This window comes from Sphingobium lactosutens, from assembly GCF_013393185.1.
Classification (GTDB): Bacteria; Pseudomonadota; Alphaproteobacteria; order Sphingomonadales; family Sphingomonadaceae; genus Sphingobium; species Sphingobium lactosutens_A.
Genome location: NZ_QJQX01000075.1, coordinates 53,959 through 72,830, shown reverse-complemented (window position 1 = coordinate 72,830; position 18,872 = coordinate 53,959). Strand labels below are relative to the sequence as shown.

General features: G+C 64.2%; 19 protein-coding genes and 1 tRNA gene. 11 read left to right on the top strand and 9 right to left on the bottom strand.

Features of this window, described 5'->3' with window-relative positions; genetic code table 11:
• The first annotated feature begins 18 nt into the window (after positions 1-18).
• The 3 genes from DM806_RS20820 (at position 19) to DM806_RS20810 (ending at position 4,029) form a co-directional block, all read left to right on the top strand.
• Positions 19-2,220 (top strand): phage tail protein, encoded by a 2,202-nt coding sequence (locus DM806_RS20820; protein ID WP_179045072.1) that lies wholly within the window; start codon positions 19-21, stop codon positions 2,218-2,220.
• A 31-nt stretch (positions 2,221-2,251) separates the two neighbouring features.
• Positions 2,252-2,749, top strand: coding sequence for a DUF2793 domain-containing protein (locus tag DM806_RS20815; RefSeq protein ID WP_179045071.1), 498 nt, complete (start codon positions 2,252-2,254; stop codon positions 2,747-2,749).
• Positions 2,750-2,949: 200 nt separating this feature from the next.
• Positions 2,950-4,029, top strand: a complete 1,080-nt coding sequence (locus DM806_RS20810; RefSeq protein ID WP_179045070.1) for an OmpA family protein — start codon at positions 2,950-2,952, stop codon at positions 4,027-4,029.
• 749 nt (positions 4,030-4,778) lie between these two features.
• On the opposite strand, the gene DM806_RS20805 is transcribed toward DM806_RS20810, so the two are convergent.
• Both DM806_RS20805 and DM806_RS20800 read right to left on the bottom strand, forming a co-directional pair.
• Positions 4,779-5,132, bottom strand: coding sequence for a YbaN family protein (locus DM806_RS20805; RefSeq protein ID WP_179045069.1), 354 nt, complete (start codon positions 5,130-5,132; stop codon positions 4,779-4,781).
• Positions 5,133-5,670: 538 nt separating this feature from the next.
• A complete protein-coding gene (locus DM806_RS20800) occupies positions 5,671-6,054 on the bottom strand; it encodes a hypothetical protein (RefSeq protein ID WP_179045068.1) in 384 nt (127 codons plus the stop codon).
• Positions 6,055-6,236: 182 nt separating this feature from the next.
• On the opposite strand from DM806_RS20800, the gene DM806_RS20795 reads away from it, so the two are divergent.
• From DM806_RS20795 to queA, 5 genes are all read left to right on the top strand, one after another.
• On the top strand, positions 6,237-6,491 hold the full coding sequence (locus tag DM806_RS20795) for an exodeoxyribonuclease VII small subunit (RefSeq protein WP_179045067.1): 255 nt from the start codon (positions 6,237-6,239) through the stop codon (positions 6,489-6,491).
• A gap of 5 nt (positions 6,492-6,496) precedes the next feature.
• Complete coding sequence (locus DM806_RS20790) at positions 6,497-7,411, top strand: polyprenyl synthetase family protein (protein WP_372859672.1); 915 nt, start codon at positions 6,497-6,499, stop codon at positions 7,409-7,411.
• 4 nt (positions 7,412-7,415) lie between these two features.
• Positions 7,416-7,925, top strand: a complete 510-nt coding sequence (coaD, locus tag DM806_RS20785; RefSeq protein WP_179045065.1) for a pantetheine-phosphate adenylyltransferase — start codon at positions 7,416-7,418, stop codon at positions 7,923-7,925.
• A gap of 255 nt (positions 7,926-8,180) precedes the next feature.
• A complete protein-coding gene (locus DM806_RS20780; RefSeq protein WP_179045064.1) occupies positions 8,181-8,951 on the top strand; it encodes a peptidylprolyl isomerase in 771 nt (256 codons plus the stop codon).
• Between the two features lie 23 nt (positions 8,952-8,974).
• Positions 8,975-10,009, top strand: a complete 1,035-nt coding sequence (gene queA, locus DM806_RS20775; protein ID WP_179045063.1) for a tRNA preQ1(34) S-adenosylmethionine ribosyltransferase-isomerase QueA — start codon at positions 8,975-8,977, stop codon at positions 10,007-10,009.
• A 5-nt stretch (positions 10,010-10,014) separates the two neighbouring features.
• Here queA and DM806_RS20770 read toward each other — a convergent pair whose 3' ends face one another.
• From DM806_RS20770 to DM806_RS20760, 3 genes are all read right to left on the bottom strand, one after another.
• Positions 10,015-10,407 carry a cupin domain-containing protein gene (locus tag DM806_RS20770; RefSeq protein ID WP_179045062.1) on the bottom strand — a complete coding sequence of 131 codons (393 nt, stop codon included), beginning with the start codon at positions 10,405-10,407 and terminating at the stop codon, positions 10,015-10,017.
• Between the two features lie 98 nt (positions 10,408-10,505).
• Positions 10,506-10,844 carry a DMT family protein gene (locus DM806_RS20765; protein ID WP_179045061.1) on the bottom strand — a complete coding sequence of 113 codons (339 nt, stop codon included), beginning with the start codon at positions 10,842-10,844 and terminating at the stop codon, positions 10,506-10,508.
• 119 nt (positions 10,845-10,963) lie between these two features.
• A complete protein-coding gene (locus DM806_RS20760; protein ID WP_179045060.1) occupies positions 10,964-11,890 on the bottom strand; it encodes a DUF2171 domain-containing protein in 927 nt (308 codons plus the stop codon).
• A 239-nt stretch (positions 11,891-12,129) separates the two neighbouring features.
• Here DM806_RS20760 and DM806_RS20755 point away from each other — a divergent pair.
• Positions 12,130-12,205 (top strand) — tRNA-Ala (locus tag DM806_RS20755).
• A gap of 123 nt (positions 12,206-12,328) precedes the next feature.
• Here DM806_RS20755 and DM806_RS20750 read toward each other — a convergent pair.
• The 4 genes from DM806_RS20750 to DM806_RS20735 form a co-directional block, all read right to left on the bottom strand.
• The gene (locus DM806_RS20750) at positions 12,329-12,991 is read right to left on the bottom strand and encodes an alpha/beta fold hydrolase (protein WP_179045059.1); all 663 of its coding nucleotides are present in this window, start codon (positions 12,989-12,991) and stop codon (positions 12,329-12,331) included.
• Entirely contained in the window at positions 12,978-13,550 is a 573-nt protein-coding gene (locus tag DM806_RS20745; protein ID WP_179045058.1) for an immunity protein Imm33 domain-containing protein, read from the bottom strand. Before DM806_RS20745 ends, DM806_RS20750 begins: the two co-directional genes overlap by 14 nt.
• A 322-nt stretch (positions 13,551-13,872) precedes the next feature.
• Positions 13,873-16,191, bottom strand: a complete 2,319-nt coding sequence (gene clpA / locus DM806_RS20740) for an ATP-dependent Clp protease ATP-binding subunit ClpA (protein ID WP_179045057.1) — start codon at positions 16,189-16,191, stop codon at positions 13,873-13,875.
• 153 nt (positions 16,192-16,344) lie between these two features.
• On the bottom strand, positions 16,345-16,542 hold the full coding sequence (locus tag DM806_RS20735) for a DUF1192 domain-containing protein (RefSeq protein WP_179045235.1): 198 nt from the start codon (positions 16,540-16,542) through the stop codon (positions 16,345-16,347).
• Positions 16,543-16,647: 105 nt separating this feature from the next.
• On the opposite strand from DM806_RS20735, the gene DM806_RS20730 reads away from it, so the two are divergent.
• Positions 16,648-17,652, top strand: coding sequence for an NAD(P)H-quinone oxidoreductase (locus DM806_RS20730; protein ID WP_179045056.1), 1,005 nt, complete (start codon positions 16,648-16,650; stop codon positions 17,650-17,652).
• Between the two features lie 318 nt (positions 17,653-17,970).
• Entirely contained in the window at positions 17,971-18,843 is an 873-nt protein-coding gene (locus DM806_RS20725) for a UDP-2,3-diacylglucosamine diphosphatase (protein WP_179045055.1), read from the top strand.
• Positions 18,844-18,872 lie beyond the last annotated feature (29 nt).

The window sequence follows — 18,872 nt, the reverse complement described above, 5'->3', positions numbered from 1 at the left end:
TGTTGGTAGGAGAATCTTATGGCGACAGTGGTGCTGACGGCGGTGGGGACGGTGCTCGGCGGGCCGGTCGGCGCGGCGATCGGGGCGGTGATCGGCAACGTCATCGACAATCAGGTCCTGTTCAAGGCGAAGGGGCGTGAAGGCGCGCGATTGTCCGACCTGCTGGTGCAGACGTCGAGCTATGGCATGCAGGTGCCGAAGATTTTCGGAACGATGCGCGTCGCCGGGACGGTGATCTGGGCGACGGACCTGAAAGAGACGAAGACGAAGAGTGGCGGCGGCAAGGGGCGGGGAAGCGTCACCAGCTACAGCTATTCGGCGAGTTTCGCCGTCGCGCTGTCGACACGGCCGATCCGGGCGATCCGGCGGATATGGGCTGATGGCAATCTGCTGCGCGGGGCGGCGGGCGATTTCAAGAGCGAGGTGTCGGCGTTTCGCGTGCATGCTGGCGGCGAGGCGCAGATGGCCGATCCGTTGATCGCCTCGGCCGAAGGGATGGCGCTGGCGCCCGCGCATCGGGGCATGGCCTATGTGTTGTTCGAGGATCTGGCGCTGGCCGACTATGGCAATCGCATACCGTCGCTGACCTTCGAGGTGGAGGCGGATGCAGCGGCGGTGACAATGGCGGAGATCGCGGCGGACCTGAGCGCCGGGCGGCTGAGTGGGACGGCTTTGCCGGGCGTCGACGGTTTTGCGGCCGGCGGCGCCGACGTGCGCGAGGCGATCGCGCCGCTGGTGGAGGCGCAGGGACTGGCGTTGCAATCGGGGGAGGCGGATTTGCGGCTGGTGGCGACGCCATCGGTGGCGGATGGCGTGGCCGGCGGCGCGGCGCTGGTGCGGCGCATCAACGGGCAGGCGGTCGATCCGGTCCAGCGATCGGGCGGCGCGGCGGACGGGGTGCCGGTCGCGATCAGCCTGCGCCATTATGATGCAGCGCGCGACTATCAGGCCGGCGTCCAGCGGGTGACGCGGCCGGGACCGGGGCGGCTGGAGAGCGGGGTCGAACTGCCCGCGGTGCTGGGGGCCGACGCAGCGCGGGCGCTGGCGGCGGCGCGGATCGGTGCGGCCTGGAGCGGGCGCGCGACGATGACGCTGCAATGCGACTGGCGCGCGCTGGCGCTGGCGCCGGGGATGGTGGTGACGGTCGCCGATGCGCCCGGCCTCTGGCGGATCGAGGAACGGGAATGGGAGGCGATGGTCGTGCGGCTGGCGTTGCGGCGGGTGCCGGGCGGCGCGGGCGCGCTGCCTGCGGGCGCTTCTTCCGGTGCGATCGTGCGGCAGGTGGATGCGCCCCATGGGGCGACGACGCTGATGCTGGCCGACCTGCCGCCGCTGCGCGACGGGCCGGCCAGTGCGCCGCTGGTGGTGGCCGCGGCCAGCGGCGGGGCGGGATGGCGCAACGCAGCGTTGTTCATGACCGGCGCGAGCGGCGAGGCGACGCCGATCGGGCGGAGCGCGCCGCGTGCGGTGATGGGGGTGGCCGGCGAGGCGTTGCCGGTGGGGACTGCGATGCTGGTAGACAGGCGCCATGCCCTGACGGTCACGCTGCTGGCGGACGATATGGAGCTGTTGTCCACCGATGAGGCGGGACTGGCGCAGGGGCGCAATCTCTGCCTGTTGGGGCATGAGTTGATCCAGTTCGGGCAGGCGGCGCGGATCGGGCCGGCAAGCTGGCGCCTGACGGCATTGCGCCGTGGTCTGCGCGGTACCGAATGGGCGATGGACGAACATGCGCCCGGCGAGCCTTTCCTGCTGATCGAGGAGGAGAGGCTGGTCGAACCGCTCGCCATGGCGGGGCGTGAGGGCGAGGCGGGCGGAGTGCTGGGCCTGCTGGCGATCGGCATCGGCGATGCCGAACCGGCCGAAGCGTCGCTGACCATCGCGGGCGAGGCGCTGATGCCGCCAGCGCCCGTGCATCTGACGGTGCGGTCGGACGGCAGCGGCGGCCAGGCGATCAGCTGGACCCGCCGCAGCCGCATCGGCTGGCGCTGGCTGGGCGGGGCCGACGTGCCGATCGCCGAGGAGAGCGAACGCTATGCGATACGGGTGATGCAGGGAACGACGCCGATCCGCAGTGCCGAGACGGGCGCGTCGAACTGGGCCTATGCGGCGGCGATGATCGCTGCGGACGGAACGGCGGGGACGGCGCTGACGGTCGAGGTGCGGCAATTGGGAAGTCTGGCGCAGGGACGGGCGGCGCGGATCGGAATGGCGGTCTGAACGACCATGGGCAAGAAGAGGAGGGCAAGAGATGGACGCAACGCCGCGCTGGGCGCTGCCGCTGCTATATGCAGGGCAGGCGCAGAAGGAAGTTTTTCATAATGAAGCGTTGGCGCTGGTCGACGCGCTGTTGCACGGAGTGGCGGAAAGTGCCGATCTGGCCGCGCCGCCGGCCGCGCCGGCAATCGGCGGATGCTGGATCGTCGCGGCGGCGGCAAGCGGCGAATGGAGCGGCCGGACAGGCATGGTCGCCTGCTGGACCGAGGGCGGATGGCGGTTCGTGGCGCCGCGAGCGGGCCTGTCCCTTCAGATCGCCGACCGCGGCCATGCGCTTTTTCATGATGGAACGGCGTGGCGCGCATCGACCATCCGGGTCGACGGCCTGTATCTGAACGACGACCGGGTCGTGGGCGAGCGGATGGCCGCTATTCCCGACGTCGGCGGCGGCGGCGTGATTGACCTGGAAGCGCGATTAACCATTAGTGCGATTTTGACGGCACTGCGGACACATGGGCTGATCGAAAGCTAATATTACCCAATTATGCTTTTCATATTGCAGCATCGCGTCAATAGCCTAGCATTGACGGCCATTAGCCTGCGAGGTCTGCATGGAGTGGGCTAGTGCGTTATTTTTGCAACGGTTTCACTAATTGTGGACTTGCCATGAAACCTTCTTGCCGATACAGGGTTTCAGCAGTCCTTCGTGACACTTTTGAAAGGGGAATTCATATGCGGAAGCTTGCCCTCGCGGCTGCGCTTGCGACCAGTGCCCTGGCCACCCCGGCCCTGGCGCGTGATAACAGCTGGTATGTTGGCGTAGACGCCGGCGTGCTCCTCGTCGAAGATCAGAATCTGACCTTCGATTCCGTTCCTGTCGGTGGTTCGGCGGTTCCGTCGATCGACTACCATAAGGGTTATGATTTCGACGCGAACATCGGTTACGACTTCGGTGGCTTCCGCCTCGAAGCCGAAGCCGCCTACAAGCGCGCTAAGATCGACATCGACAAGACCGCTGGCGGCTTTGGCGGCGCGGCTTCGGCTCTGTCGTTCATGCTGAACGGCTTGCTCGACTTCGGTCCCGATGACGGCCTGCAGGGTTTCGTCGGCGGCGGTGTCGGCGTGTCGCGCGGCAAGCTGGCTTCGGACATCGTGAACGACAGCGACACCGGCTTCGCCTGGCAGGCGATCGCGGGCGTTCGTTACCCGGTCACCAACAATGTCGACGTCTCGCTGAAGTATCGCTTCTTCAACCAGGACGATATCAAGCTGATCCCGGCCTATTCGAGCATCTACGGCAACGCCGGTTCGAACGCCGAAACCAAGCTGCGCACACACAGCCTGCTGCTCGGCCTGACCTACAACTTCGGCGCTCCGGCTGAAGCGGCTCCGCCGCCGCCGCCTCCCCCGCCGCCGCCCCCGCCACCCCCGCCGCCTCCGCCGCCCCCGCCGGCTGCTGAGTGCGCGCCTGGCCCGTACATCGTCTTCTTCGAATGGGACAAGTCGGACATCACGCCTGACGCCGCCACCATTCTGGACAACGCGGTTTCGGCCTACAGCAGCTGCGGCAGCGCCCAGGTCATGCTGGCCGGCCACGCGGACAAGTCGGGTTCGGCTTCGTACAACGTCGGCCTGTCGCAGCGCCGCGCTGACGCGACCAAGGCCTATCTGGCCTCGAAGGGTATCCCAGATGGTGTCATGACCACCCAGGCCTTCGGTGAATCGCAGCCGCGCGTCGAAACCGCCGACGGCGTCCGCGAAGTCCAGAACCGTCGCGTGGAAATCAGCTACGGTCCGGGTTCGGGTCAGTAATCAGATAGTCCGTCCTTCAGGGGACAGACGAGAGAAGGGGGCCGGTCGCAAGATCGGCCCCTTTTTCGTTGGGTGTGCAGGTCCGTGTCATATGATCGAGTGACGGGCGGAGCCAGGCGGATGCGATGATGCTGCGCGGTCGCCATGTCGGCTGATCCGCTCGCGGCGGAGCGCTGGCTGTCCGATGCCGGATCGGGCGAGTTTCGGTTGTCTCGGTTTGTATTTGCAGCGAAGCCGATGCTGCGGTCATTGCCGCGCACCCTATGGGGCGTCGGCATCGGGTGGCATGAGGTTGCCACGTTCCGCCATTTTACCGGGCCATGAAATCATCCATGCGCGATGCCGGAATGCGCGGCGTTACCGAGGCAGGTCGCGCGCTCCAGGTTTTAGTGGTCGCATCGTTCAGGCGGAAGATAATGCGCCAGATTGTTCCGGCGTCAGGCATGCAGCGTTGGGCCGGAATGCGGGGGCGGGGAGCGGGCGGGGCGCAGGAATATGGAAACACCGGAGCGTCTGATGTCGCGGATGCCCGGACGCCCTTCGACTGTGGTGGTCGCGGCGGGCGCGCATTCAGGCGTCGGTCGTAAGCGCGGGGTAATCTTTGTCCGGTCGGGCCGGGGCAGGCTATTCCGGTGATCGAGGTGGTCGGTTGCTGCTGCGTATTGAGGGGGCTGAAAGCCGGGGTGGTGAAACGAGGCGCGGTGGAGCGTCCGTTGCTGGGCGCGTCTTTACGGATCGCGCGCTGTCCATCATGTCTCCGGTCGGCCCCAGATCCAGCTGCCGCCGATCAGCGCGGCGGCCAATGGCACGAGAAACCAGGGCCAGGGAGAAAAGAGCAGCGCAAGCAGCGCGCTGAAGGCGAAGGCGGCGAGGGCGGCCTTCTTGCCCCGGCGGCTGATCGCGCCATGTTCGCGCCAGCGGCGGATGTGTGGGCCAAAATGCTTGTGATCGAGTAGCTTCGCCTCCAGCCGCGGACTGGAGCGGGCAAAGCAGAAGGCCGCAAGAATCATGAAGGGAACGGTCGGCAGCAGCGGCAGAAAGGCGCCGATCGTACCGAGGCCGATCGATAGAAAGCCGGCTATGAGGTAGAGGTGCCGCCGCATATATCCTGTTCCTGTCGACCGGATGCGCCTTCGTGCCATGCTATTGCTTCGCAGCTGCGCGTGGATGTGGCAAGGGTTGGGGGATGCGGACGGTCATTTCGTTTGCCGGTGCAAGTGCGGATGGGCCATTCATCCGGCCGGGCGAAGCTGTATCGTTGGACAATCGGTGTGCCTCGGTTCTGCCGGAGGCGTTCCTTTCGTCAGCATGATATGCCAATGGGCGAAAAATTTGCCGAACATGCCGGACGGATTGTCTTTTGCCATTCGTGGCCATGGAGGGCGGTTCTGCAGCGCCGGAGGTCGAGGCTTGGCAAGGCTCGGGGGGAAGGTTGCTTTGTCGGGCGGCTTTCGGGCGATGTCGGTGGACAGTCACGCCTTGCCGCGATCGGCCCGATCCAGGGTCGGCGGTTCCTGTGTTTACGGTGCGCACGGCTGGCGGCCATGGTCACGGGGTGCTGCCCTGCGGTCGCGCGCAAACGAAAAGAGCCGGACCCTAGGGAAGGTCCGGCCCTGTATTTGAACCAGAAGAAAAGTCAGATCAGACGTGGCAGGCCTGTGCGCCCTTGCCGGGAACGGTGATGGTCACGTCGTTGCCCGATCCCTTGACTTCATAGCCGCCTTCGGCGGTGAAGGGCTGGCCGGCCTCGGCAGCCTTCAGCGAGGTTGCCGCGCCGTTCTTTTCGGTGCGCAGCAGCGCCGTCTTGTCGTCGCTCATGAAGTCGACGAAAAGCAGGCTGTTGTCCTTGCAGCGATACTGCTTGTTGGCTTTTACCGACGGCGGCAGTTCGACCGGCGCGGCGTTGGCAAGCTGAGCCGCCATCGGGTCGGCAGGGCCGCCCACGACTTCGGGTTCGTCACTTTTGTTGCAAGCCGACAGCAGCGCAACGCTGGCGAGGGCGATCAGGGGGAGATACTGTTTCATAGCGATCCTTTTATGTGCATGTGCAACAAGGTGCGTCAACGCAAAATGACGGGATAACCGCCATTCCCCCTGATATGACGTCATGACTGTTTGATGACAGCATTGGCCGAAGAAGGAAATGGCATATGTTATTGCCGTGTGCGGGCTTGACCGGGGCCGTAGGCGCGGCCAATGCAGGGAACATGGCTGAGGATGTTTCCACCCCCGATCTTTCGACCCTGTCTTTCGAGGATGCGTTGCGCGCCCTGGAACAGATTGTGCGCCGGCTCGAAAGCGGGGACGTACCGCTGGACGAATCGATTTCGCTCTATGCCCAGGGCGAGGAGCTGCGCAAGCGGTGCGCCGACCGGCTGCAGGCCGCCGAAGCGCGGATCGCGAAGCTGACGGTCGACGCCAATGGCGCCGTGACCGGCGCTCAGCCTTTCGGCGCGGATTGATCGCTGTGGCTGGGGGAGGGGAGGCCTCCGCAACCGCTCTGGTGAAACTGCGCGCGGCAAGCGTTGCAGGCGATATCGACGCCGCCTTCGATCGGTTGCTGGCGGTTCCGGACGATCCGCGCCGCCGGCTCTATGACGCGATGCGTCATGCCGCGATCGGCGGCGGAAAGCGGCTGCGCCCGCTGCTGGTGGTGGCAGCGAGCGACCTGTTCAACATTTCGCGCGATTCGGCGCTGCGCGTCGGCCTCGCGATCGAGTGCATCCATGTCTATTCGCTGATCCACGACGATCTGCCGGCGATGGACGATGACGATCTGCGCCGTGGCAAGCCGACCGTGCACAAGGCGTTCGACGAAGCGGCCGCGATACTGGCGGGCGACTGTCTGCACGACCTGGCGTTCGAGGTGCTGGCCGATGAGGAAACGCATCCCGATCCCTTCGTCCGGATCGAGCTGGTCAAGGCGCTGGCCGTGGCCAGTGGTCTGGCCGGCATGGCCGGCGGGCAGATGATGGATCTGGAGGCGGAAAAGACCCGCTTCGACCTGGCCACCGTCACCCGCTTGCAAAATCTCAAGACCGGGGCGCTGATCGCCTTCTGCGTGGAGGCCGCCGCGATCATGGCGCGCCTGCCGCACGACGCGCGCACGCGGCTGCACGGCTATGCCCGCGATATCGGTCTTGCCTTCCAGATCGCCGACGACCTGCTCGATGTCGAAGGGGACGCGGACCTGGCCGGCAAGGCGCTGGGCAAGGATGCGGCGGCGGGCAAGGAAACCTTCGTATCGCTGCTGGGCGTGGAGCCGGCGCGCGAGCGGGCGCTTATGCTGGTCGCTCAGGCCAAAGCGCATCTTCATGCCTATGGCGCGGAGGCGGACCTGCTGCGCGCCATTGCCGATTATATTGTGGAAAGGGACCGCTAAGTTCATGGCGAAACAGCGCATCGGCGTCTATCCCGGCACCTTCGATCCCATCACCCTGGGACATATGGATATTATTCGGCGCGGCGCGAAGCTTGTCGACAAGCTGGTGATCGGCGTCACCACCAATATCAGCAAATCGCCCATGTTCACCGACGAAGAGCGGCTGGAGATGGTGCGCCGCGAATGCGCGGGGATCGATACGGAGATCGTCGTCACCGGATTCAATTCGCTGTTGATGGATTTTGCCGAATCGCAGGGTGCGAGCGTGATAATCCGCGGTCTGCGCGCCGTCGCCGACTTCGAATATGAATATCAGATGGCGGGGATGAACCAGCAGATCAACGGCCGGGTCGAAACCGTATTCCTGATGGCGGACGTGTCGTTGCAGCCGATTGCGTCGCGGCTGGTCAAGGAAATCGCCCTTTACGGCGGACCGATCCACAAGTTCGTGAGCCCCACCGTGCGCGACGAAGTGGTTGCGCGGGTCGACGAGATCGGTCGCAAGGGGGAGTGATTCTTTGCTGGAGAACCGCACCGGCCCGCACCCCCACCCGACCGCCCAACAGGATACTGCCGTGGGTGGCCGGGCAGGGGTTCAAACGAGTCACGTGCCTCGTTTGACGGCCGGTGCCGCTCCAAAATGCGCTCTTCCGCGCATTTTGCAAAGAAGCCCTTCCGTTTCAGCCTGCGTTCAGTTGCCAATCGCGATCAGCGCGTTATCAGGGCGATGCGACCCATCGGGCAAGTTTGTTTAAGGAAAGCCTCATTCATGCGTTTCACTAGCGCGCTCAAGACCGTGGCGATCGGCTTCGCCCTCACCGCGTCCGGCGTGGCCTTCGCCCAGGGCGGGGGCGGCGGCAATGCCGAGGAGATGAAGAAGGCGGAAGCCGCTGTGCGCGCGCAGCAGAACGTCAAGTCGCTGGAATCGGACCCGACGCTCAAGCTGCCCCCGGCCACCGTGCCGGCCGATCCGCAGAATATCTGGGATCTGGACCTGTCGAGCGGCGGTCGTGTGCGGATTCAGCTTCGCCCCGATATCGCGCCGAACCATGTCAAGCGGATCAAGGAACTGACGCGCCAGGGCTTCTATAATGGCCTGAAATTCCACCGCGTCATCCCCGGCTTCATGGCGCAGGGCGGCGATCCCAAGGGCGATGGCACCGGCGGATCGCAGCTGCCCGACCTGAAGGCCGAGTTCAATCCGATGCCGCATCTGCGCGGCACGCTGTCGATGGCGCGTGCGCAGAGCGAGGACAGCGCCAACAGCCAGTTCTTCATCGTGCTGCTGCCGCGCATGCAGCTCGACAAGAAATATACCGTCCTGGGCCGCGTGATCGAAGGCATGCAATATGTCGACGCGATCCATGAGGGCGAGCCGCCGGCCGACCCGACGGTGATCCTGCAGGCATCGATCGAAAGCGATGGCAAGCCGCCGGTGACGGCCGCGCCGCCGCCACCGCCCGCGCCGCCGGCCTCGATCATCGCCGCGCCCGCTTCCAAGAAGCCGGCCCCCGTGAAGCCCGCCGCGAAGAAGAAATAAGCCGGCTCGTCCGGCCCGTCGTTATGCGCGTAGACCTGTTCGATTTCGACCTGCCGCCGGAGAATATCGCGCTCCGGCCGGCTTCGCCGCGGGACAGCGCCCGGCTGCTGCTCGTTCCCGGCGCGGACGCGATGGAGGATCGCGTCGTGCACGACCTGCCCTCGCTGCTGCGGGCGGGCGACGTGCTGGTCTTCAACGACACGCGGGTCATTCCCGCCCAGCTCGAAGGAATGCGCGGTCAGGCGAAGATCGGCGCGACCCTGCACAAGCGTATGGGGTTGCGGTCCTGGCAGGCCTTCCTGCGCAACGCCAAGCGCGTGCGCGAAGGCGACCGGATCGATTTCGGCGCGGACGTGACGGCCATTGCAGGCGCACGCGACGAAGATGGTGGGGTGACGCTGGACTTCGAGGGCGAGGAGCCGGTCGAACTGCTGCTGGAGCGGGCCGGGCGGATGCCGCTGCCGCCCTATATCGCGAGCAAGCGCCCGACCGACGAGCGCGACCGCAGCGATTACCAGACCATGTTCGCGCGGGAAGACGGGGCGGTCGCGGCACCGACCGCCGCGCTGCATTTCACGCCCGCATTGATGGCGGCGATCACCGAGGCGGGCATCGCGACCGAGACGCTGACGCTGCATGTCGGCGCGGGCACGTTCCTGCCGGTGAAGGCGGACGATACCGACGACCATCGCATGCACGCCGAATGGGGCAGGATCGACGTCGCGACCGCCGATCGCCTGAATGCCGCGCGGGCGGCTGGCGGGCGGCTGATTGCGGTCGGCACCACATCCCTGCGCCTGCTGGAAAGCGCGGCGGGCGAGGATGGGCTGCTTCGCGCCTTCGCCGATGAGACGCGCATCTTCATCACGCCCGGCTATCACTTCAGGGTCGTGGACGGACTGATGACCAATTTCCACCTGCCCAAATCGACGCTGTTCATGCTGGTCAGCGCGCTGATGGGGCGCGATCGGATGCAGACGGTCTACGCTCATGCGATCGAGACGGGCTATCGCTTCTATTCTTACGGGGATTCCAGCCTGCTTCTGCCGCAGCGATAGGAGAGTCAGGGCAGGGGCGTGTCCACCCGGTCGCCATGGCTTTTGGGCGAGGATGTCACCAATATCTCCACCGGCCTATCGCTGCGGTTCCGGGCCTGGTGCGGGATGCCGGGCGCGATCTCGATACCTTGCCCGCGGGTCAGCCGATAGGTGTGGCCGTCGACTTCCATGGTCAGTTCGCCAGTCAGAATATAGAAGAATTGCCGCGCAGCGCGATGATAATGGCGTAGCTCGGCCGATCCGGGCGCCAGCTTTTCCTCGATCACCGACAGGGCCGGCTGCTTCACCAGATGCCAGCCGTCGTTGACCATGCCCCAGACATAATGTTCGGCCCCGGCCTTCTCGATCGGTGCGGGCGGGGTTGCGGCGAGCAGGAGCAGGCAAAGGGCGGACGTCATGCCGGGATAAACGGATTTAGCCCGTCACTCCGCCATGCCGGCGGGGGGAGGGAGCGCCGATGCGTTGCCCGAAGAATTATGCGCCATATCCTGACGGCTCAGGCCCGTCCCACGAACAGGAACCCCACGGCGCCCATGATGCAGACGAAGGCGGCCAGGTGGCGCCAGTGGAGCGGTTCGCCCAATATCGTCACCATGAAGCCACCGAAGACGATCAGCGCGATCGCTTCCTGCACGATTTTGAGCTGGCCCGCGCTCCAGCCATGGGCATAACCGATGCGGTTGGCGGGCACGGCCAGGCAATATTCGATAAACGCGATGCCCCAGCTGATCAGGATGACCAGCAAGATCGGCTTTTCCATCCCGCCTTTCAGATGCCAGTACCAGGCGATGGTCATGAAGATATTGGACAGGACGAGCAGGATGATGGTCGGCATGTGGACCTCGCGCGGGACGGGGCTGATGCTTTGGCACTGTCCCCCGATGCGGCGCAAGCGGGCATGAAAGAGGCCCGGTCGTAAACACGGCCGGGCCTCTTGTCGTTCATCGGCGAGATTCAGCGATAGCGATTGCCGCTGTAGCTCGTACTGCTGCTGGCATGGCCTTCGCTGGTCCAGCCGCTGCGATCCTGATCCCGATCGCCGAACAGAGCATTCTGCTCGCGCTCGGTGCGCCAGGCCGTCTGGGCTTGCTCGGCGGTCTTTTCCAGCGTCACCTTGGTCGCGTCGACCGACTTGATCCAGCTCGACGGAATGGAATGGTGTACCCCGCCGGCATCCTGGTCGCTCTTGGTCAGGATGATCCGGTCGCCGCGCAGCTTGTCGACGGTGCCGACATGTTCGCCATCGCTGCCGACCACTTCCTGATGCTCCTTGACCTGCTGGACGGCCTGGCGCTGTTCGCCGCGGCGGTTGCGCCAAGTGCCGAATTCGCTGTTGAAGCGGTCGCGATTTTCACGCTGATATTCCGCATAGTCGCGGTCTAGTTCGTCGATCCGCTGCTGGCGCCAGCTATGATAATTGCTGTCGTGATGTGCGCCATAATCATGTTGTGCACCGAAGGCGCGGTTGCGATAGCCATGATCTTCGTTGCCATATCCACTGCGTTCGCCGCTATATGGCCTGAAGCCGCGTCCCGGCAGATAGTCGTTGCCCGATGCGGAGGCATAGCCCAGTCGGCTCGACTGATCGCGCGGATCGCCATAGGGGCGGTTATAATATTCATCGAACTCCCGGCGGCGCTCGGCGTCTTCATCGCCGAACCAGCTGCGGACTTCATCGCCCGCGCGATCGAAAAAGCCGCGTTCCTCATAATCATAGTCGGCCGGGGGGCGACGCAGATCGGGGCCGCCGAACTGGCCGCGCGTGCCGTAGCGCGAGCCACGATCGTCGCGCCAGTCGCGTTGCGCGCCATAACGGTCTCCACGGTCCCAGCCGGTCGAATAGCGATCCTCGCCATAGCGGCGTCCGCCTTGGTAACCCATCGTCCTTCTCCTTGGTCTGTTCTTGGCGACGCATCGTCGGCGTCGTCGAAGGATCAATGGTCGGGCAGGAGCATCGTTCCGGGCGTTACGCAGGGGTAATGTCCGGCCTGAACACCGCCTTGCCGCGCCGGAATCCGGCAGATTTTCGCGGGCTTGATCGAGATCAGCCAAGGCCGCAATTTTTTCCGCAAAAGACCGTTGCAAGCGCCAAATCCCTCGCCTATAGGCAGCGCTCCTTTGGGGCCTTAGCTCAGCTGGGAGAGCGCGTCGTTCGCAATGACGAGGTCAGGGGTTCGATCCCCCTAGGCTCCACCATTTTCCCAAGCATCCATTGATTTGACGGGTGGATCGGAATTCCGATCTGCCACTTGTTGCTTGGTTCCGGCGGTATCGAGCCGGTTTACGGCTTGCCGTCGGCGACGACTGTCCATGGAACGGTCAGGGATCGGCGCGTTCGAAATGGCCGACGCGCAGGAAATGGGTGATCTGATCGACCACAGGACGGGCATAGAGCATTGCCGTGTGCGCGACGGGCAGGACGATATGGTCGGTCTGGCCGACGCAATGGGTGGCGGCCACGCGGACCTTGCCGTCATTGGGCGCGCGAAAGATCAGGTTGGGAAGCAGGCCATTCAACGGTCGGTCGCCGGCAATGATGCCGAGCGGATAATCGGCCTGGCCCAGCAATGCTTCCATCGCCGGCTTGCGCTTCGTGCGCAGCAGCGCGCCGGCCTGGTGCAGGATCAGCGGATGCACGCGCAGGCGATAGGCGAGGTCGGCCAGTTCGCTGCCGCCATTGGGAGGGCCGAGCATGACCATACTGCCAAGCCGGGATGGACGGTGGCGCGCCAGATAAGCGCGCAACAGCAGGCCGCCCATGGAATGGCCGATGAAATGCACGCGCTGCGCGGCAAGGGCGGGGGAGGACGCAATGCGGCGATGGAGGTGGACCAGCACCTGCTCCGCAGACCAGCGCCAGCTCGGATAGCCGATATTGGCGACGGCATAGCCGGACTGGCGAAGGCGGCGCGCGAGCAGCGCGGTCTGGATCGGATGGCCGCCAAAACCGTGCAGCAGGACGATGCTGTCAGTTGCGGGCATGACTGTCTTCATCGTCGAGCGGTTCATAGATGCCCGTCTCGAAATTGCGCAGCCATGCCGAACCAACCGGGGCGTCGATCAGGTGCAGCCAACTGTCATCGGCTTTCAAGACCTTGCCGATGGCGATATATTCGGCCTTTCGGGCATGGAGATCTTCGTCACTCAGGTCGCGATAGTCGCCCCTGATCCGCCATCCGCTGTCAGGATGTTCGTCATTTTCACCGGCCATGTCTGGCTGGTCACGATAGATATAATAGACCGGTACGCCGTCATCGAGGACGCAACTGTCCACCATGCAGCGATCCCAATATTCGCGTCGAGGCGGCCGGGGCGGTATGTCGCGTTCGCCTTCATAGAGGAGGTCGATGATGTGGAAGGGATGGAATTTTAGGAGGCTGCCTTCGCGGAGTTGGGGCATGTCGAAAGGCGTGTTCGCCAGAGTGCCGCTCCAGCCGTCTGGCGCGATCGTTTTTACCTCTACCCACATGCGTTCGGCATCCCATTCGAGGCCGGGCGGATGGCTGCGGATGACGAGCCTGACCAGATCACCGGGTTGCAAGGCGGCGATCTCATTCTGAGGGGGCAGGAAATAGGTGTAGGGCGCGTCGGCCTGAATGGGGCGCGGATCGTCGATCGACTATGAGCCGAAAAGGCGGCGGCGCAGATTGTAGAGGCGGTGCTTGAGGCGCATTCCGAGCGAAACTAGCGGGGGCTTGCTGGAAGACAAGGCGACTGGAGGGGATATGTTGCTGTCCCCCTCATCCAACTTCGCCTAACGCGCTGCGCGCGGAAGGCTTCGTATTCTTCCCCCTTAGGGGAGAAGGTAAAAGAGAAAGGGCGACCCTCGCGGGCCGCCCTTTTCATTTCGTTATCAGAGGCGCTTATTTCGTGCCCTCGGTGGTCTTGGTCTTGCCGCCCTTCTTGCCCTTTTTGGGGGCTGCGGGGGTGATTTGGAAGGCGAGGGCCTCATCCTTCATATGGACATGGACCTCGCCGCCATGGACCAGCTTGCCGAACAGCAGTTCCTCGGCCAGCGGCTGCTTGATCTTTTCCTGCATCAGGCGGCCCATCGGGCGGGCGCCATAGAGCTTGTCATAGCCCTTCTTGGTGAGCCACGCCTTCGCGTCCTCGTCCAGGGTGATGTGGACGTCGCGGTCGGCCAGTTGCAGTTCCAGTTGCAGCACGAACTTGTCGATGACGCGGGCGACGATTTCCGGCGGCAGATAGCCGAAGGGCACGATCGCATCGAGGCGGTTGCGGAATTCGGGGGTGAAGAGCTTCTTCACCGCGTCCTCCTGCACATCCTCGCGGGTCAGTTCGCCGAAGCCGATCGATTCCTTCGCCATGTCCGACGCACCGGCATTGGTGGTCATGATGAGGATGGTGTTGCGGAAATCGACGGTCTTGCCGTGATGATCGGTCAGGCGGCCATTATCCATCACCTGCAACAGGATATTGAACAGGTCCGGGTGCGCCTTTTCGATTTCATCGAGCAGCAGCACGCTGTGCGGTTGCTGGTCGACGGCATCGGTCAGCAGGCCACCCTGATCATAACCGACATAGCCCGGAGGGGCGCCGATCAAGCGGCTGACCGAATGGCGCTCCATATATTCCGACATGTCGAACCGCTGGAGCGGGATGCCGAGCAGGGTCGCGAGCTGGCGCGCCACCTCCGTCTTGCCGACGCCGGTAGGGCCGGAGAAGAGATAGTTGCCGATCGGCTTGTCGGGATCGCGCAGGCCCGCGCGCGACAGCTTGATCGCGCTGGACAGCACCTCGATCGCCTTGTCCTGACCGAAGACGACGCGCTTGAGGTCCGTGGTTAGCGATTCCAGCACGCTCTTGTCGTCGGACGACACGGTCTTGGGGGGGATGCGGGCCATGGTCGCGATGACCTGCTCGATCTCCTTGGGCGTGATCGTCTTCTTGCGCTTGGAGGGCACCACCAGCATCTGCATCGCGCCGACCTCATCGATCACGTCGATCGCCTTGTCGGGCAGCTTGCGGTCGTTGATGTAGCGGGCCGACAATTCCACCGCCGCCTTGATCGCGTCCGGTGTGTATTTGACGTGATGATGTTCCTCGAACGCGGTGCGAAGCCCGGTCAGGATCTTGATCGTATCCTCGATCGTGGGTTCGTTGACGTCGATCTTCTGGAACCGGCGCAGCAGGGCGCGGTCCTTTTCGAAATGGTTGCGGAATTCCTTGTAGGTGGTCGAGCCGATGCAGCGGATCGTGCCGCCCGACAAAGCGGGCTTCAGCAGGTTCGACGCATCCATCGCGCCGCCGCTGGTCGCGCCCGCGCCGATCACCGTGTGGATCTCATCGATGAAGAGCACGGCGTGCGGCATCTTTTCCAGTTCGGTGACGACCGCCTTCAGCCGTTCCTCGAAATCGCCGCGATAGCGAGTGCCCGCCAGCAGCGCGCCCATGTCAAGCGAGTAGATGACCGCTTCCTTGAGCACATCGGGGACTTCGCCCTCGATGATCTTGCGCGCCAGGCCTTCCGCGATCGCGGTCTTGCCCACGCCTGGATCGCCGACATAGAGCGGGTTGTTCTTGGACCGGCGGCACAGGATCTGGATCGTGCGCTCCACCTCCGCAGTGCGGCCGATCAGCGGATCGACCTTGCCGCGATCCGCCTTTTCATTGAGGTTGACGGTGAACTGGTCGAGGGCGCTGTCCTTCTTGGCCTTACCGTCCTGCACCTTCTTTTCCTCCTCGGCGGCGCCCTTGGTCTCCTGACGCTCGGGCGTGGGCGTGCCCTTGCCGACGCCGTGGCTGATATAGCTGACGGCATCCAGACGGCTCATGTCCTGTTGTTGCAGGAAGTAGACGGCATAGGATTCGCGTTCGGAAAAGAGCGCGACCAGGACGTTGGCGCCGGTCACTTCATCCTTGCCGGACGACTGGACGTGGAGGATGGCGCGCTGGACCACGCGCTGGAACCCGCTGGTGGGGGACGGATCGCTCGACCCCTCGACCTTCAGGCTGTCCAGTTCGGTGTCGAGATAATGGGTGACGGCATCGCCCAGTTCGCCCAGTTCCACGCCGCATGCCTGCATGACCTTCGACGCATGTTCATCGTCGATCAGCGCGAGGAGCAGATGCTCCAGCGTCGCATATTCATGCTTGCGCTCCGACGCGTGGGTCAGCGCATTGTGCAGCGTGGTTTCAAGGGCGGGTGCGAATGAAGGCATATTATCTTACTCCAAGCTCCCCGACGGGAGCGACCTTGAACCCTATGTCGGCATTGCTCGACGCTTGATCAAGGCATGTCGCCCGATCAGCGGAATTGCCAGACTGCCCAAGCCCGAAGAAGCCCTGAAGGGTGCTGAGGGCAAGGCGCCGGTTCACCGTTTGAATAGCGCCTCGGCTGTTGCCTTGTGGTTAACGGCGCTTTCAATCTTTGCTTTGGTCCGCGCGATTTCCGCTTCGAGGGCGGCGATCCGCGCTTCCAGTTCGGCCATGGACAGCGGACCCAGATCCTGTGTCAGCAGGCGGGCCAGCGGATCATCTCCCTTTCGTGGCAGATAGTCTTCCAAGTCCATGAATCGCAATGTTGACCCTGCGCACCACTCTGTCAATAAGGGCGCGCGTTCCACCCGTCATTTTGGGAGGTGCAGCAGAACGGCAGCTTTTCGGGGGCGGCGGTGATGGCGAATATATTTACGGTGCCAGGCGAAATGACGGCGATCGGCATCGCCATGCCGGGCGGACCGGAGGCGCTGGTGCCTGAGCGGCGGCCAGTGCCGGTGCCCGGCGCAAGCGAGGTGCTTATCAAGGTAGCCGCTGCGGGCGTGAACCGGCCAGACGTCCTCCAGCGGCAGGGCAAATATCCGCCACCGCCGGGCGCTTCCGACATTCCGGGGCTGGAGGTCGCGGGCACCATCGTTGCGGCCGGGAGCGATGCGGACATGCTGATCGGGCAGAAGGTGTGCGCATTGCTGGCGGGCGGGGGCTATGCCGAATATGCGGTCGCGCCCGCTGGCCAGTGCCTGCCGGTGCCGGACGGTTACGACCTTGCGGAAGCGGCGGCGCTGCCCGAGACGCTGTTCACCGTGTGGACCAACCTGTTCGAGCGCGCCTATGTGGTGAGCGGCGACACGGTGCTGGTCCATGGCGGCACGAGCGGCATCGGCACGATGGCGATCACGCTGTGCCGCCTTTTCGACATCCGCATCATCGTCACCTGCGGCAGCGACGAGAAATGCGAGCAGGCCAGGGCCTGGGGCGCCACCCATGCGATCAATTACAGGACGCAGGATTATGTCGCGGAGGTGAAGCGGATCACCGGCGGGCAGGGCGTCCAGGCCGTGCTCGACATGGTCGGCGGCGACTATGTGCCGCGCAACCTCGAATGCCTGGCGGAAGACGGGCGGCATGTGTCGATCGCGGTGCTGGGCGGGGCGAAGGCGACCGTCTTCATCCCGGCGATCATGGCGCGGCGGCTGACCATTACCGGATCGACCCTGCGCGCACGCTCGGTCGGGTTCAAGAGCCTGGTCGCGGACGAACTGATGCGCAATGTCTGGTCCTTCGTCGGCGAAGGCAAGCTGCACCCGGCGATGGACCAGCGCTTCGCGCTGGCGGACGCAGCGAAAGCGCATGCGCGGATGGATGCAGGCGAGCATTTCGGGAAGATCGTGCTGGTGGTGTGACCTCTTTGTCTCCCCTGCCTTTCGAGGGAGGGGGATTGGATAGGCTGCCCGGATTTGCATGAGGTGCGGCATGGACGATTGGATTTAGGCGCTTGACTGGGCAAGCGTTGGTTTGATCCGTGGTTCAAGCGGTATCCTATGCTGGGCGGGAACCTATGCGGTTGGTACTATCTGGGCGATAGCTGCGCTGGTTTTGGTTGATTGATTCAAGCCAAAAATCCCGAAAACCGTAGCATTTCCGTCATATTCTCTGCGGAGTTGTAACATTGCGGCGCTAGAGATTCGGTCCCGAGGACACACGTCTTTGGGGATCGTATCATGAACGCCATTACGCGCCTGCCCTTCCTGAGCGAACTGGAAGAGGGCGCGGACGACCGCTTCCATATCCCCGAGAGGGAAGGGCAGCGTCGCCGCTATCGCACCATCTGGATTTCGGACATCCACCTCGGCACGCGCGGCTGCAATGCGACGATGCTGATCGACTTCCTCGACAATGTGGATAGCGACACCATCTATCTGGTCGGCGACATCATCGACGGATGGCGGCTGAAGAAGCGCTTCTACTGGCCGGCCAGCCATAATGACGTGGTGTGGCGCCTGATGAAGCGCGCCAAGCGCGGCACCCGCGTCGTCTACATCCCCGGCAATCATGACGAGATGTTCCGCCAGTTCACGGGCATGAGCTTTGGCGGCGTGGAAATCCGGCGCAAGGCGATCCACACGACCGCCGATGGCCGCAAGCTGCTGGTGCTGCATGGCGACGAGTTCGACACGATCATGCTGGCGCATCGCTGGCTCGCCTTCGTCGGCGACGCGGCCTACACGACGCTGATGCGGCTGAATGTCGTCGTGAATGCGGTGCGGCAGCGCATGGGGCTGCCCTATTGGTCGCTGTCCAAGATGGCCAAGCACAAGGTCAAGAATGCCGTGTCCTTCATTTCCCGCTTCGAGGAAGTGGTGGCGCATGAGGCTGGGGCGCGTGGCGTCGATGGCGTGGTGTGCGGCCATATCCACAATGCCGAGATGCGCGAGATCGAGGGTGTGGACTATTATAATGACGGCGACTGGGTGGAAGGCTGCACCGCGCTGGTCGAACATGGCGATGGGCGGATGGAAGTGCTGCATTGGGCCGACGAGATCGCAAAGCGGGAGCAGACCGGGCGGGACGCCCAGACGCGGATCGCGGCTTGAGGTCGGACCAGGGACTTTCGGGGACTGCC

Bases quoted from the DNA above. Each gene is read 5' to 3' on its own strand.
- DM806_RS20820 (WP_179045072.1), top strand. From the start codon at position 19: ATGGCGACAGTGGTGCTGACGGCGGTGGGGACGGTGCTCGGCGGGCCG.
- DM806_RS20815 (WP_179045071.1), top strand. From the start codon at position 2,252: ATGGACGCAACGCCGCGCTGGGCGCTGCCGCTGCTATATGCAGGGCAG.
- DM806_RS20810 (WP_179045070.1), top strand. From the start codon at position 2,950: ATGCGGAAGCTTGCCCTCGCGGCTGCGCTTGCGACCAGTGCCCTGGCC.
- DM806_RS20805 (WP_179045069.1), bottom strand. From the start codon at position 5,132: ATGCGGCGGCACCTCTACCTCATAGCCGGCTTTCTATCGATCGGCCTC.
- DM806_RS20800 (WP_179045068.1), bottom strand. From the start codon at position 6,054: ATGAAACAGTATCTCCCCCTGATCGCCCTCGCCAGCGTTGCGCTGCTG.
- DM806_RS20795 (WP_179045067.1), top strand. From the start codon at position 6,237: ATGGCTGAGGATGTTTCCACCCCCGATCTTTCGACCCTGTCTTTCGAG.
- coaD (WP_179045065.1), top strand. From the start codon at position 7,416: ATGGCGAAACAGCGCATCGGCGTCTATCCCGGCACCTTCGATCCCATC.
- DM806_RS20780 (WP_179045064.1), top strand. From the start codon at position 8,181: ATGCGTTTCACTAGCGCGCTCAAGACCGTGGCGATCGGCTTCGCCCTC.
- queA (WP_179045063.1), top strand. From the start codon at position 8,975: ATGCGCGTAGACCTGTTCGATTTCGACCTGCCGCCGGAGAATATCGCG.
- DM806_RS20770 (WP_179045062.1), bottom strand. From the start codon at position 10,407: ATGACGTCCGCCCTTTGCCTGCTCCTGCTCGCCGCAACCCCGCCCGCA.
- DM806_RS20765 (WP_179045061.1), bottom strand. From the start codon at position 10,844: ATGCCGACCATCATCCTGCTCGTCCTGTCCAATATCTTCATGACCATC.
- DM806_RS20760 (WP_179045060.1), bottom strand. From the start codon at position 11,890: ATGGGTTACCAAGGCGGACGCCGCTATGGCGAGGATCGCTATTCGACC.
- DM806_RS20750 (WP_179045059.1), bottom strand. From the start codon at position 12,991: ATGCCCGCAACTGACAGCATCGTCCTGCTGCACGGTTTTGGCGGCCAT.
- clpA (WP_179045057.1), bottom strand. From the start codon at position 16,191: ATGCCTTCATTCGCACCCGCCCTTGAAACCACGCTGCACAATGCGCTG.
- DM806_RS20735 (WP_179045235.1), bottom strand. From the start codon at position 16,542: ATGGACTTGGAAGACTATCTGCCACGAAAGGGAGATGATCCGCTGGCC.
- DM806_RS20730 (WP_179045056.1), top strand. From the start codon at position 16,648: ATGGCGAATATATTTACGGTGCCAGGCGAAATGACGGCGATCGGCATC.
- DM806_RS20725 (WP_179045055.1), top strand. From the start codon at position 17,971: ATGAACGCCATTACGCGCCTGCCCTTCCTGAGCGAACTGGAAGAGGGC.